This is a genomic window from Niabella aurantiaca DSM 17617, assembly GCF_000374125.1.
In the GTDB taxonomy this organism is placed as follows: Bacteria; Bacteroidota; Bacteroidia; order Chitinophagales; family Chitinophagaceae; genus Niabella; species Niabella aurantiaca.
In genome coordinates, this window is the sequence record NZ_KB893646.1 from 149,786 (window position 1) to 164,477 (window position 14,692).

Consider the following 14,692-nt stretch of genomic DNA (forward strand, 5'->3'; position numbering starts at 1 on the left):
CGCCAACCGCTGTATAAACCAATATATTTTATCCATCTTTGCTGCCCTTTTTCAAAACCGGGGTTGAACAGGTTACCGGAGACTCCGCAAATAAACCATTAAATGAAACAGTCACGCAGCGCTGCTATCGGCTTTATCTTTATTACCATGACCATCGATGTCATCGGCTTCGGACTGATCATCCCGGTCATGCCCAAACTGATCGCCGAACTAAAGCATATTACCATCAATGAAGCCAGCGTTCCGGGTGGCTACCTGCTGGCGGTTTATGCTGCCATGCAGTTCCTGTTCTCTCCTTTTATGGGAAACCTAAGCGACCGGTATGGAAGAAGATCCGTTATCCTTTTGTCGCTGCTGGGCTTTTGCGTCGATTACCTGATCCTGGCCTTTGCCCATACCTACTCGTTGCTTGTGGTTGGGCGTTTCTTATCGGGTATTACCGGAGCCAGTTTTACAACGGCCACCGCTTATATTGCCGATATCAGCACCAATGAGAACCGGGCGAAAAATTTTGGACTGATCGGAGCCGCCTTTGGACTGGGGTTCATCATTGGACCGGCATTGGGAGGACTCCTTTCCGTATGGGGACTGCGCGCACCATTTTTTGCCGCCGCCGCCCTGTGCTTTATCAACTTCCTTTACGGCTTCTTTGTACTCCCGGAATCGTTAAAACCGGAAAACAGAAGACCCTTTAGCTGGCTAAAGGCAAATCCCATCGGATCCCTGCTCCTGTTTTTTAAATACCCCGGTATCCAGGGACTGGTACTTTGTTTTTTCTTCATCTTTCTTGGAGGACATGCCGTTCAAAGTAACTGGAGCTATTTTACCATGGACCAGTTTAAATGGTCTGAAAAACAGGTAGGCATTTCCCTGGCTATTGTAGGTGCACTGGTCGGGATCGTACAGGGCGGATTGATCCGGTACACCAGCCCCCGCCTGGGCGATGAAAAAAGTGTTTATACCGGCTTATTCTTATATGCGTTTGGAATGATCCTCTTTGCCTTTGCTACCAAAAGCTGGATGATGTATGCCTTCCTGGTGCCTTATTGTATAGGTGGCATTGCCGGGCCTGCCCTGCAGGCATTGATCACCAACCAGGTTCCGGCAAATGAGCAGGGCGCGTTACAAGGCGGTCTCAATTGCATTATGAGCCTGACCTCTATCATTGGGCCACTGATGATGACCCGGACATTCTATTTTTTCAGCCACGACCAGGCGCCGGTCTATTTTCCGGGGGCACCCTTTGTATTGGGAGCAGCCCTGATGCTGACCAGCGCAATCATTGCCTACTATCTGCTGCATATTAAAAAGAAGCGAATGCTGGCTTCATAACCCCTGCACTTTTTGTTTCATTTGATTGCTCCGGACGCCAGGTCCCGGTTACCATCGATACGGACTTGTTGCAGCAGGTGCTAATAATTTCCCCGATACCGGTTTGGATTCTAAATCCTTTACGGAATATCCAGCTGCGTCGCCTGTTTTTCAGGTCGCTTTCTGCTTCACAAAAGCCGCCAGGGCCTCCACATTTTTCTTTTCGCTGCCAATGAAGATATGGCCGTTCATGATCACTACCGGGCGTTTTAAGAAGGTATCGTGCTTTAGAATATAATCGCGGTAGTCGTTTTCGGTCAGCTTTTTATCTTTCAGACCCAGCTCTTTGTATAACAGCGCCCTGCGGCTGAATAACGCTTCGTAGCTTCCCGCAAGCGTTTTCATTTCCCCTAATTGCTCCGGTGTTATTTTTTGAGTCCGGATATCCTGTAGCTGAAACCCGCTTTGGGCACTGATGCCCACATCCTCCATTATCTTTTTGCAGGTATCACAAGTGGCGAGGTAGTATATTTTTTTCATTTCTGATTTTAGATTTCTGATTTGATCCGTCTCCGGCGCGCCCGGTGGAGTGTTTCGTTTCCTAATGCTGGATTCCGGATGCCCGTTTCTCATGGACCCTGACAGCTGAAAGCTAAGGCTCCTATGTTTGAGTTTAAAGCTGGATGTTGGGTCCTTTTTTATATTTATACTCCATGAACTATTAACTACTTGACTATTGACCATTGACCACTCACATTTCAAATTCGCTATTTCTTATAGCCTCCGGATTTAAAGATCTTTTCCGCCAGCTGATAATAGCTCAGCGCCTGACGGTATAAACTGTCATTGACCGCCATTTTTACCGCCGTTCCGGTACTAAAATCAGGGCGCTGCTGTTCTACTTTATGCGGCGGCGTTTGTACCACCAGCTGGCTATCTCTTAAATAGCCCAACCCGCTGTAAGTGCTGATAAATGCCCGGTCTTTGCCCGGCGGCATCCGCAGCAGATCCTGCCCAAAAAACTTTGAACGGTAACTTTTGTTCAGCAGTCCCAGGATCGTTGGTACCACGTCCATCTGCGATACCATATGATCTACTGTCTGCGGCTGCAGGTTGGCCGGACTGTAAATAAACAGGGGAATGTGATACCCGGTAACCGGCAGATCTGTTTTACCCGCTGCCGAAGCACAATGATCGGCAACGATCACAAATACCGTATTCGAAAACCAGGGTTTTGCCGCTGCCTGCTTCAGAAAATTACCGATACAGTAATCGGTGTACTTCACCGCCCCTTCCCGCTTCTGAAGTTTAGGTGAGATATCGATGCGCCCCTCCGGATAGGTATAGGGCCGGTGATTGGAAACGGTCATGATCTGGGCAAAAAAAGGCTTTCCTGTTGCCGCATTCTTATCAAACTGCTTTAGTGCCAGGGTAAACATATCTTCATCCGCTACACCCCAGATATTTGCGTAGTGGATCTCCTCCTGTTTTAATGCAGAACGGTCGATGACCTCATAACCGTTCGCCGAAAAATAGGGGCCCATGTTGTCAAAGCTGCTGTACCCTCCATATAAAAACTGGGTGGTATAACCCCGCTCCCGCAATACCGCACCGATGGTGAACAGGCTGTCGTTATGAGGGCGGCGCACAATGCTTTGCCCCGGTATGGGCGGTATGGAAAGCGAAAGCACTTCCAGTCCGCGCACGGTACGGGTTCCGGTGGCATAACATTGACTAAAGAAAATGGATTGCCGGCTCAGACTGTCTAAATAAGGCGTAATCTTCTGTGTATTCCCAAATACACCCATAAACGAAGCACTAAAGCTCTCAATGCTGATCAACACCACATTCATCCGCTTTTCCGGGCCGGTATAGTTCACCATTCGCTCTACAGAAAACCCATCATTATTAAAAAAGCTGTCGGTTGGGGACCGCTCCAGCAACTGCTTCCGCACTTCGGCAAGCGCATCCGTATCCGGTATGGTCTTATAAAACCGGTAAAAATCCAGGTCATTGTTCCAGAACGCCGCCCCAAACTCATAAACCCCGTTGCCGGCCAGCTGGTTTACATAATCATTGTCGCTGAAATTCTTGATCCGGTTGTTCACCAATAAATAAACCAGCGCCGGCACCACCAGCAACCCCAACGCCAGCACCGACCGTTTTGCAAAACCCGGCCGGGAAAAGGCCCAGGCAGCCAGGTGCTTTTTTACGACCAGGAAAACGAGCACTGTCACCAGCAATACCCCCGCAATGATCCAGCCGATGGGATACGATTCCCGGATATTGCCCACCACCTCATTGGTATAGATCAGGTAATCCACGGCAATAAAATTGTAGCGGGAGCCAAACTCATCCCAAAAGAAATACTCGCTGATGATATTAAAGACCAACAAAAACAGGATGATAAAAAAGAACACCTTCATACCGCGGATCCTCCAGCGGTGGCGATATGCGTCCGTTTTTGAAGCCAGCAGCAGGTAAATGCCAAAGAGCAGGACCAGCAACCCCGTAAACACCCAGGGCAATTTTTTATCAAACTCGCTAGGAATGGGATTCCGGAATACAGAAAGGATGATGCCGGCAATAAACAGCACGATGACCCCTTTTTTCCAGGGCGCTTTGAAAAGAAGATCATTAGTAAGCCAGGCGATCAGGACAAACGGAATGGAGACAAAGGACAGGAAACAGATATCGTAAAACAACCCGATGAAAAAGATGCCGGCAATATTCTTTATACTAAAGGAGAGTTCGTTAAATGAAACAAACAGCAGCATAAGCCGCGTAATAAAATTGACGACAATACCCGTAAGATAGAGAAGCGCTACGGGTTTAAATCGCTCTGCTAAAACACCTTTATTATCAAGCATTTAATACTTTTTTCTAACAAACAGAAGCATTGATTTTTTTACATGCCGGGAAAAACAACGCCAAGATACTGATTATTCGCTCTTTTTAACCAGCCATCCTGTTTTTCATGCACTTCTTTACGCTGGCAGCGATATTTGCCGCTCTTACACATCAGGTTCGGTTCAGGACCCAGTAAAAAATGTTATGTTCTCCTTTTCAACCAATACGGACAAATATTGTTAATTTTGTAAATTAATAGCAGCATATCATGATAAAAACAGGTAATCCAGTGATTAGTATTTATACAGAAATGACGCCCAACCCGGAAACCATGAAGTTTGTGGCCAATAAGTTATTGTACCCGGGCAAAAGCATCGATTTTCCGGATGTGGAAGCGGCCAAACCTTCTCCGCTTGCCACCGAATTGTTTGGTTTTCCTTTTATTAAGGCCGTTTTTATCGCCAGCAATTTTGTAACCCTCACCAAAACCGCCGATGCGGAGTGGCAGGATGTTACACCTTCTATCCGCCAGTTCTTAAAAGATTACCTGGAGGAAGGAAAAGTGGTGATCAACGAAGACGAGGTAGTGACTGTGAAAAAGGAGAGCAGCAACGAGGTTTCCGCGGACGATGACGATGTGGTAAAGCGTATTAAAGAACTGCTTGAAAATTATGTAAAGCCAGCCGTGGAAATGGATGGGGGTGCTATTCAGTTCCGGAGTTATAACGATGGCGTGGTAAACCTGATGATGCAGGGAAGCTGCAGCGGCTGTCCCTCCTCAATGATCACCCTGAAGGCAGGTATTGAAGGCATGATGAAACGCATGATCCCCGAAGTGAAAGAAGTAGTGGCAGAAGCTGAATAATGGGGCAGAATTAATACATTTGTGAGCGTCATCCATACTGATGGCGCTTTTTTAATGCGCTTCATCGTCCTCATACTCCTGTTCCTTGCTCTTTCATCGGGCAGCTGTGTCTATATGAACAACCCGTTGCGCCGAGAAACCCACCGGCTTCAAAGCGGAAAGATCATGGACACCACTTCTTTTATTTATGACCTGCCTTACCCAAAGGGCACCACGCATACCCTGGTTCAGGGGTATTTTACACAATTCACTCATAAACGGCGGGCAGCCCTGGACTTTAAAATGCCGGTAGGATCAGTGGTTTGTGCGGCGAGGGAGGGACTGGTGGTGCGGCTGAAAGAAAACGGGCATCAGGGAGGTATACAAAAATCGAACCGGCCACATGCCAATTATGTGGTCATCCAGCATGCCGACAGCTCCCGGGCCGGATATTGGCACCTGCGGCAGAACGGCGTTTTGGTACAGGTGGGCGATTCGGTCAAAAAGGGCCAGCCCATAGCGTATAGCGGAAATACCGGCTATACGTATTTTCCCCATCTCCATTTTATTGTATGGACCTTTGACCGGAACGGAAGATTTAAACAGATGCCGACACGTTTCCGGACCAAAAAAGGCCCAAAATACCTGCGCGCTATTCGTAAATACCGCAATCCGTGAACTGAGTTGCGTATAGACCCTGTATATTGCGCAAACGCAGAATATCAGCTTCCGGAGCAACACATGAAATGATCAACAGTCTTATGATGTATCCAACCGCTAAAGAATTCCCGGTAAAAAAGATCGTGGCCATCGGCCCCGAAAGTACCGGCAAAAGCAATTTATGCGCCGGGCTCGCCGCGCACTACAATACCCTCTGGTGCCCTGAGTATGCCCGCAGCTATCTTATGGAATATGGAAAAGACTATACTTATGAAGATCTGCTGACCATTGCCAAAGGTCAGATCGCATCCGAAGACCGCTACCATCTGCAGGCGCAAACCGCCGCCCGGCCCCTGTTGTTTATTGATACGGATATGTATGTAATGAAGGTTTGGTGTGAATTTGTTTTTAATCGATGTCCGGCATTTATCCTGGACACCATCGCATCCCGAAAATATGATCTTTATCTATTATGCAATACGGATCTGCCCTGGGCACCGGATGATTTAAGAGAATATCCCGATCTCAAAACCCGGGAAACGCTGTTTGGGATCTACCGGTCACAGCTGATTGATCAGCAAATCCCCTGGGTGGAGATCCGGGGTCAGGGCCCCGCCCGCCTGCAGGCGGCTATTCAGGCAGTGGACCAGCTGCTGAGTGCCTGAAACCTTCCGTAAACAGGAATCGATGCCTGTAAGCAGCATCTTTTGAAAAGGAACGGAGAAAAAGCCAAAAACAAGCATTCCCGTTTTGCTTTATCTTTTTTTTTACAGAGCCCGGCTTAAAAATCAGGCAATTCATCGAATAAATTTAAAACACGACTTTAAGGGTACTACTTTTATGTCGGTTTAGAGGGCTTAAGAGTGGGCTACCGGATCTTTCCAGATCATCGTACCCCCTCTTATTTTTTTATATATATTCCTCTTTCATTTACAGCATCGTAACCCTTAAACACTGAAAATTTTACGCATCCCCATCTCCGCAAATCATGGCCGAAAACAACGGGCAAACAATTGTATCCCCGGGTCCGGTGAAATACTGTGTGCGGCCAGGGTACCACGGAGAATATTGACGCATTAAAGACTTCTGTGTTCCGGGCATTTGGAACCGACCCTCAGCCGCCCCAAAAAAAATCCCGCCGTGTTACCGGCAGGACCCTGAATAATAGCTCATTTGTCGCATTACTCCTCTATCTTTTCATCTTCCAGCTTTGAAACCACATCCGGAGAAACTTTGCGCAGCGGGTTGGCGCGTTGACCGGTATATTCGGTACGCTGGCTGATGATATCTGCGCAGGTGTAGACGGCCTGCAGGAACGACCCTGCATCTGCCCGGCCTTTGCCCGCAATATCAAAGGCCACCCCATGATCCGGTGAAGTACGGACCACTTCCAGCCCCGCAGTATAGTTGACGCCCTCCCCCTGGGCCAGCGATTTAAAAGGAATCAATCCCTGATCGTGGTACATGGCCAGCACGACATCAAATTTTTCATATTGCCCTCTGGCAAAAAATGCATCGGCGCTGTAGGGCCCAAATGCAAGGATGTTTTTGTTACGTGCCTGTTTGACGGCCGGCGCGATGACTGTTTGCTCCTCGTTTCCCACAAGACCTTCATCGCCCGCATGCGGGTTCAATCCAAGTACCGCGATCCGGGGTTTATTGATGCCAAAATCCTGTTGCAGGCTGCTGTTCACAATAGCCAGCTTGCTCAGGATGGCCTCCGCGGTAATATGCTTTGCCACTTCACTGATGGGCACATGCTCGGTGACCAATGCCACCCGCATATTCTCCGCGCACATCATCATTACCACATCTTTGGCGTTAAAGCTGGCTTTGAGATAAGGCGTATGCCCGGTATAGGAAAAACTGTCGGATTGTACATTTGTTTTATGAATGGGAGCCGTCACCAGGCCATCGATCTTTTTTTCTTTCAGGGCCTCTATAGCCGTTTGCAGGGATACAACTGCATAGCGCCCACCGGTCTCATTCAGAGTACCCGGTGTTATATTGACCTCCTCCTCCCAACAGTTAAAGATGGTTACCTGTTTGGGATTGATCTTTTCAAATTCCCGGGTATGATAAAAGCTAAAATTACTATCGGGGAGGGTTTTCCTGTAAAAATTGACGACTTTGTTGTTCGCAAAAATAACAGGCGTACAGATATCCAGCAGGCGTGCATCTGCAAATGTTTTTACGATCAGCTCAATACCTATACCATTCAGATCTCCGGACGTAATGCCGATAACGGGTTTTTGTTTATATGTCATAAAATGGACCTCAAGAATTAAGCTGTGAAAATACAATAAAATACTGTTATGCGTGACTTGAAGTCCCGCACAGGCAGGTTCCAGGTTCTGTTACAGCCTCCATTTCTGAAACAAAGAACATTTTAAATTAAAAATTTCACAGGAATAGCATTTCCCGTTTTTGCCACCAAGGCGCCAGAACCCTAAGCTGTTTAAAAACAACATTTTGATGTTCCTTATAAGCGCCATCCGGCGCGTTGTTGTCGTTAAAGCCGCGCTTTAGCAGGGCTTTAACGAGACTGTAATTCCCTAAGTGCCCCGGGCACGGATCATTATGCCCCGAGCCCATGGCGCTCTGTTGCTCCTTTGGACTTATAAACGTGTTGAAACCCGTTCTTGCCGGATCTTTCGAGGCGATGCCTCTTTTGAAAAAACGATCGTTGAACCCCGTTTTTACAGATGGTGGCTACAGCGAAGCCCCAAGTAGCGGCGATAAGAAGCCGGTACCTTTTGTGACGATAAGGATGCTCCCGGATCGTTTTTAAACAGCTTCCAGGAAACACCAGGGCTTTTATAGTTCCCTTCGTGGTTCTTCGGGCCTTTGAGACTTTGTGGTTTTCATTGCCAGGTCACCGGCAAGCACAAAGGCCTTTTATTAAAATCTCAACTCCTACTTGCTCAGGAACATGCTCCTGTCTTTGTATAACTGGCGGAAATAAGGGTCCTTCAGGTCCTTTATAAAGCGGATGGCTTCGCCGGTACTCTTCATTTCGGGTCCCAGTTCTTTGTTTACGCCTGGAAATTTATTGAAACTGAACACCGGCTCTTTGATGGCATACCCTTTCAGTTTTTTCTCAAATTTAAAATCGGTCAGTTTATTTGCTCCGATCATTACCTTGGTCGCCACATTCAGGTAAGGGATCTGGTAGGCCTTTGCAATGAACGGGGTGGTACGCGATGCCCGCGGATTGGCCTCAATTACGTACACGGTGCCGTCTTTGATGGCGAACTGTATATTGATCAGCCCGCGAATGTCTAAAGCTTTTGCGATCTTTTCCGAATAGTGCTCCATCGTGGTTACTTCCATCGGGGAAAGATTGAAGGCCGGTAATACTGCGTTACTGTCGCCGCTGTGGATCCCCGCCGGCTCAATATGTTCCATTACACCCATTACATGGAAGTTTTCTCCATCGTAAATGGCGTCTACCTCTGCCTCCTGGCAACGATCCAGGAAGTGATCGATCAGGATCTTATTTCCGGGGATATGTTTCAGCAGGCTTACCACTGCGCGTTCTACTTCATCGTCGTTCAGTACGATCCGCATCCGTTGGCCACCGAGCACATAGGAAGGACGCACCAGCACCGGGTATCCTACGCGGTTGGCGATCTGAACCGCTTCATCCACCGTCCAGGCCGAGCCATATTCCGGATAAGGGATCTTCAGTTCTTTCAGCATATCAGAAAAGCGGCCGCGGTCCTCGGCAATATCCATGTTGTCAAAGCTGGTCCCCATGATCTGCACGCCCATCTCCTTGATCTTCTCTGCCAGCTTCAGCGCGGTTTGTCCACCCAGCTGCACAATCACACCCGCCGGCTTTTCAAATTCGATCAGCTCCCGCACATGCTCCCAGAACACCGGTTCAAAATACAGTTTGTCCGCCATATCAAAGTCGGTGCTCACCGTTTCGGGATTGCAGTTCATCATAATGGCCTCATAACCGGCTTCTTTGATCGCCAGTAATCCGTGCACACAGCAGTAGTCAAATTCAATACCCTGTCCGATGCGGTTGGGGCCACTGCCCAGCACAATGATCTTTTTCTTATCAGAAACGGTTGATTCGTTATGTACCAGGTCACCCGCATTCAGCTCCGACCGGGCAGGCGCATCAAAAGTAGAGTAGAAGTAAGGGGTCTTTGCCTCAAATTCGGCGCTGCAGGTGTCTACCATTTTATAAACACGGTCGATGCCCAATTCTTTTCTTCTTGCGTAAACAGCATCTTCTGTATTGCCATGCCCCATGATCTCGGCAATCTGGGCATCGCTGAAGCCGTTCGTTTTTGCATCGCGCAGCAATTCGGCAGGCAATGTAGCCAGGGTATGCTCCGCAATTTTCTTTTCCAGCACACAAAGCTTCTGGATCTCCGACAGGAACCAGCGGTCGATGCCGTTGGTGGCTTTTGAAATGGTGCCTACGGAAATCCCCGCCATCAGGGCATCCTTGATCCGGAAGATCCGGTCCCATTTGGGCGTCTTGATGTATTCCAGCAGCTCTTCTGCACGCATCAGGCTTTTACCATAATAGCCCAGGCCGATGGCGTTGTTTTCCAGACTCTGGCAGGCTTTCTGGATCGCTTCATTAAAGCTGCGTCCGATGGCCATTACCTCGCCCACACTTTTCATCTGCAGGCCCAGGGTGTCATTCGCTCCTTTGAATTTATCAAAATTCCAGCGTGGTATTTTTACGATTACATAGTCCAGCGCCGGTTCAAAATAAGCGGAAGTGGTTTTGGTGATCTGGTTTTCCAGTTCATCCAGGTTATAGCCGATGGCCAGTTTGGCTGCTATTTTTGCAATGGGATACCCGGTTGCTTTTGAAGCAAGCGCCGATGAGCGGCTTACCCGGGGGTTGATCTCGATGGCGATGATCTCTTCCGTTTCAGGATTCATGGCAAACTGCACATTACAGCCGCCGGCAAAATTGCCGAGGTCGCGCATCATCCGGATGGCCGTATTCCGCATCAGCTGCATACCGGTATCGCTCAGCGTCATAGAAGGCGCCACGGTAATGGAGTCGCCGGTGTGCACTCCCATCGGGTCAAAATTTTCAACCGTACAAATGATACATACATTGTTAGCGGAATCCCTCAACAACTCCAGCTCAAATTCCTTCCAGCCCAGCACGGCTTTTTCCACCAGTACTTCATGGATGGGAGAAGCCTGCAGACCCCGGTTCAGGGCTTCGTCCAGCTCGTCCTTATCATGCACAAAACCGCCACCGGTACCACCAAGGGTAAACGAAGGCCTGATCACCAGGGGAAAACCGATCTCCTGGGCAAATTCTTTTCCTTCCAGGAAAGAGTTGGCCGTTTTGGCCGTAGCCACCTGAATGCCCAGCGCGATCATCCACTGACGGAACAGCTCGCGGTCTTCGGCCTTGTCGATGGCCTTGATATCCACCCCTATCAGCCGCACATTATATTCCTTCCACAGGCCCAGCTCTTCCGCCTCTTTACAAAGGTTCAATGCCGTTTGGCCTCCCATTGTTGGCAATACCGCATCAATGTCGTTTTCCTGCAGGATCTGCTCAATGCTTTCGGCGGTCAGCGGTAACAGGTATACACGGTCTGCCATCATCGGGTCGGTCATGATGGTAGCCGGGTTGCTGTTGACCAGGATCACCTTGATCCCCTCTTCACGCAAACTGCGGGCGGCCTGGGTGCCGGAGTAGTCAAATTCGCAAGCCTGGCCTATTACAATAGGACCGGAACCAATAATCAATACTGTTTTTATGGAAGTATCTTTGGGCATCTTTTTGTTTTCTTTAAAAAAAATAAATTGCGCAAAAGTATGTCTAAAACAGGAAAAAGAAGGCCTAAAGGCCGAAGAATTTCCAGCTAATTTTCATTTTCAGGAAAACGAACGATAGTAAAAGCGGTAACCGGCTCTGGAGGATAATTGCAGAGCCGTCTCTTATCCGGTAGAGCAGGACGCTATTCCTACCCGGTAGCATCAACTACGCAGGAACAATAACCCAGTAAAAAACTTTCCGCCATTGGCTACTTTAAGCCTTTTGGGGCGGACAACGTCTGCAACTGCTAATCATCACTTCTTCCTTTCATATTCCAGTGCCATCTTTACCGCCCCCGCCGCATTGGCGATCCTGCCGGAATTACATAATTCGGAGAGCAGTACTTTTTCATGGGTGCCCGGTTTGGTAACAGGTTCGCTAACCGTAGTTCCGGATTTTTTGATGATGTCTACAATCTCTGCCGCTTTCAGTTTTGGAAAATAGGAGCATAGCAATGCTGCAATACCCGCTACTACGGGGCTGGATAAACTGGTACCGCTGGCCATCTGCGTACCGTTTCCCGCGATCGCGCTGTGGATCTCAAGCCCCGGTGCAAACAGATCCACCCTTTTTTTCCCATAGTTGCTAAACGAAGCCACCAGCGTACCCAAACTGGCATCGCCGCTGGCTCCTACCTGGAGGATATTGGGCAAAAAACGGCCTTTAATGGTGTAAGAACTGGGATAATGATCGTCCAGGTCCGTATTTATGGCATCATTGCCCGCGCCATGCACCAGGACCACGTCCTTTGATAATGCGTATTCGATCGCTTCGTCTACCCAGCGTTTATCGGGCGATATGTATTTTCCAAAGCTCATATTGATCACTTTGGCGCCATGATCAACGGCGTACCTTATGGATAAGGCCACGTCCTTGTCAAACTCATCCTTTCCCAGGATCCCCCGGATCATCATGATCTTTACATTGCCGGCAATGCCATCGATACCAATCCCGTTATTGCGGACAGCACCGATCACGCTGCTGACGCCTGTTCCGTGATAACCGCTGAAGCCGGTAAGATTGTGATTGCCATAGCCCGTTTTTGTAATATCATAATCATCATCCTGCAGTAGCTCCCCCCTGTAATCTTTTGGAGGCCTTGTCAGCTTTATCAGGTTATCTTCCTGTTCCTTTTTATAATCGCCAAATCCTTTGATAAAACCGACGTTGTTGGTTGCTCCCGCTCCCAATATACCCTTCCAGATCGTTAGGATTTCCCTGTTTTCCGCGGTAACAGGCAGGCTGTCAAGGTCCTTGCGTGTAAAGACTTCCTTGTTTAGCATTTTTTTCAGAAGCGCATTCGTGCGATTGGCAATGTCCCAGTTTATACGCAGTTTATCGATGATCTCAGAAGCCTTGCTGTTAGCATCCAGCAGTTTCTGGTGGGCACGCTTCCATTCGCGATACTGCCATCGCTGGTTTGCCGGGACCTGTGCACTATCCCTGCCCTCAAACACGGCTTTGAACCGGTACCAGGTCCGCCAGTCATCGCTGACACTTACGGCAAGGTTCTCCCCTCCCGGAGCACCAAGATAGTTCCATCCGTAATAATCATCAATCAGTCCATTACCATCATCATCTTTTTGATTATTGGGAATCTCCCGGGGGTTTCTCCACAACACCGGCTCCAGGTCGGGTTGCAAGGTATCAATACCACTATCGATGACCGCTACAATAACGGGTTCGCTCTTGCGCCCTTTTAAAAGCGCATAAGCCTGGCGGAGGCTGATCCCCCGGTATCCGTCCTGCTGATAATCCAGATAATGCCAGTCTTTTACTTCAGGCTTCACAGATTGCGCCTTTGCGGTAATGATCAGGCACACCAGAAGGCCCGCTACCGCTATATGTTTTTTCATGATTTTGTTTATATAGGACCATGAAAGTAGCGCATATTCCATTTCCGGCAATAAAGTTGTTCAGACTTTGGGAATTCGTAATGAAACGGGCCGCTCCTGCGAAAGTCAATGCTGCAGGGGCTATTTTACCAGGATGTTGTCCCCCCTTCGCACCAGCATGGGGGCATGGGGAACCGCCCATAGGGCGCTATGCTGATCACGCTACAAGACCAAGGTCCCTGCGGATACGATCCTCAAAAAGTATAAACAACCTCAATAAAAAACCACCTATTTTTTTGCCGGGGTAAATAAAACCACCTTGTTATTGGCCGGCTTTATGGTTCTCAGGTAGGCAAAAATGGCTTTCAGATCGTCCTCCGTCATGCCCGCATACATGCTCCAGGGCATGATCGTATTGAAGTCATTTTTACCCACCCGGGGAAGACTGTCCACACGGCTGAAGGACTTAAAGCGGCTTACGAACATGCTGTCTGACCAGCTGCCGATACCGGTTTTAATATCGGGGGTAATATTGGCGGTGTGCAAAATACCGGCAGGCATGTTAAACTCCCTTCCGCCGTTAAATGCTTTTTCAGGTATGATCTGTCCTTTTTCAACCGGTGTGTGGCATTCCACGCAAGCCGCGATGGTAACCAGGTATTCTCCCCGTTTAACAATATCAGCCGGCCCGGGCCTCGTCATTGGTGCAGCCTTTTGCGGTATGGTATTAATAATAAAATTCAGGGGGAAATCAACGCTCCGTGCGGGCGGATCACTTTTCTGAGGTGCCAGGGTGCGCAGGTATGCTATGATGCTCAGCACATCCTCCGGATCCATCTTCCCATAATTTAAATAGGGCATTACCGGAAACAATGCGTCCCCATCCCGGTTCACCCCGGTAGTGATGGTTCTGTAGATCTCACCATCCGTCCAGTTGGAAAGATGATACGGCGTAATGTTTTTAGAATAGAATTTACCGGGGAAACCCATCTCAGGACCAAAATATTCTCCCCCAATCCCCAGGGTGCCCTCCAGGAGCGGCGCCGAGAACCGGCTCCAGTCTCTTGTTGAGTGGCAATCCATACAAACAGCCACATGGTTGGCCAGGTACCGGCCTCTTTCGATCCGGTCCGGCGCGGGTGTCGCTTTTACATCGGGCGCATCCCCTACGGCCGGCAATAAAAACTTCAGATAGCCCAGCCCGGCAAGGATCAAAATAAGCACTACGATCACCAGGTATTTTAAGAATCGTTTCATAACAGCAGTTTTTTGGTACAATAGAATATTTCTATATGCGAAATAAATATAATTCTTTTTTGCGAATGCAGGGCGCTATCGCTGAAAATGGCGATCTCACCACTCTTAAAATATGGGGCC

At 48.7% G+C, this 14,692-nt stretch carries 10 protein-coding genes; 4 read left to right on the plus strand and 6 right to left on the minus strand.

Translation table 11 applies throughout. The features are described 5' to 3' along the window. The first annotated feature begins 102 nt into the window (after nucleotides 1–102). The gene (locus B160_RS0123530) at nucleotides 103–1,332 is read left to right on the plus strand and encodes a TCR/Tet family MFS transporter (protein ID WP_018630411.1); all 1,230 of its coding nucleotides are present in this window, start codon (nucleotides 103–105) and stop codon (nucleotides 1,330–1,332) included. A 150-nt stretch (nucleotides 1,333–1,482) separates the two neighbouring features. On the opposite strand, the gene B160_RS0123535 is transcribed toward B160_RS0123530, so the two are convergent. Further along, nucleotides 1,483–1,851 (minus strand): arsenate reductase family protein, encoded by a 369-nt coding sequence (locus B160_RS0123535; protein ID WP_018630412.1) that lies wholly within the window; start codon nucleotides 1,849–1,851, stop codon nucleotides 1,483–1,485. A 227-nt stretch (nucleotides 1,852–2,078) separates the two neighbouring features. Beyond that, nucleotides 2,079–4,181: an LTA synthase family protein gene (locus B160_RS0123540; protein ID WP_018630413.1), complete on the minus strand. Its 2,103-nt coding sequence runs from the start codon at nucleotides 4,179–4,181 to the stop codon at nucleotides 2,079–2,081. Between the two features lie 269 nt (nucleotides 4,182–4,450). Between B160_RS0123540 and B160_RS0123545 the strand changes: the two genes are divergently transcribed. From B160_RS0123545 to B160_RS0123555, 3 genes are all read left to right on the plus strand, one after another. Then, complete coding sequence (locus B160_RS0123545; RefSeq protein ID WP_245562275.1) at nucleotides 4,451–5,026, plus strand: NifU family protein; 576 nt, start codon at nucleotides 4,451–4,453, stop codon at nucleotides 5,024–5,026. A gap of 21 nt (nucleotides 5,027–5,047) precedes the next feature. Continuing rightward, nucleotides 5,048–5,683 carry a M23 family metallopeptidase gene (locus tag B160_RS30000; protein ID WP_157558203.1) on the plus strand — a complete coding sequence of 212 codons (636 nt, stop codon included), beginning with the start codon at nucleotides 5,048–5,050 and terminating at the stop codon, nucleotides 5,681–5,683. An 83-nt stretch (nucleotides 5,684–5,766) separates the two neighbouring features. Further along, nucleotides 5,767–6,330, plus strand: coding sequence for an AAA family ATPase (locus B160_RS0123555; RefSeq protein WP_018630416.1), 564 nt, complete (start codon nucleotides 5,767–5,769; stop codon nucleotides 6,328–6,330). 516 nt (nucleotides 6,331–6,846) lie between these two features. On the opposite strand, the gene pdxA is transcribed toward B160_RS0123555, so the two are convergent. From pdxA to B160_RS0123585, 4 genes are all read right to left on the minus strand, one after another. Further along, nucleotides 6,847–7,932, minus strand: coding sequence for a 4-hydroxythreonine-4-phosphate dehydrogenase PdxA (pdxA, locus tag B160_RS0123560; RefSeq protein ID WP_018630417.1), 1,086 nt, complete (start codon nucleotides 7,930–7,932; stop codon nucleotides 6,847–6,849). 649 nt (nucleotides 7,933–8,581) lie between these two features. Further along, entirely contained in the window at nucleotides 8,582–11,440 is a 2,859-nt protein-coding gene (gene carB / locus B160_RS0123570; RefSeq protein WP_018630419.1) for a carbamoyl-phosphate synthase large subunit, read from the minus strand. 294 nt (nucleotides 11,441–11,734) lie between these two features. Beyond that, entirely contained in the window at nucleotides 11,735–13,336 is a 1,602-nt protein-coding gene (locus B160_RS0123580; RefSeq protein WP_018630421.1) for a S8 family serine peptidase, read from the minus strand. A gap of 267 nt (nucleotides 13,337–13,603) precedes the next feature. Then, nucleotides 13,604–14,572, minus strand: coding sequence for a c-type cytochrome (locus B160_RS0123585; RefSeq protein WP_018630422.1), 969 nt, complete (start codon nucleotides 14,570–14,572; stop codon nucleotides 13,604–13,606). Between the last annotated feature and the right edge of the window lie 120 nt (nucleotides 14,573–14,692).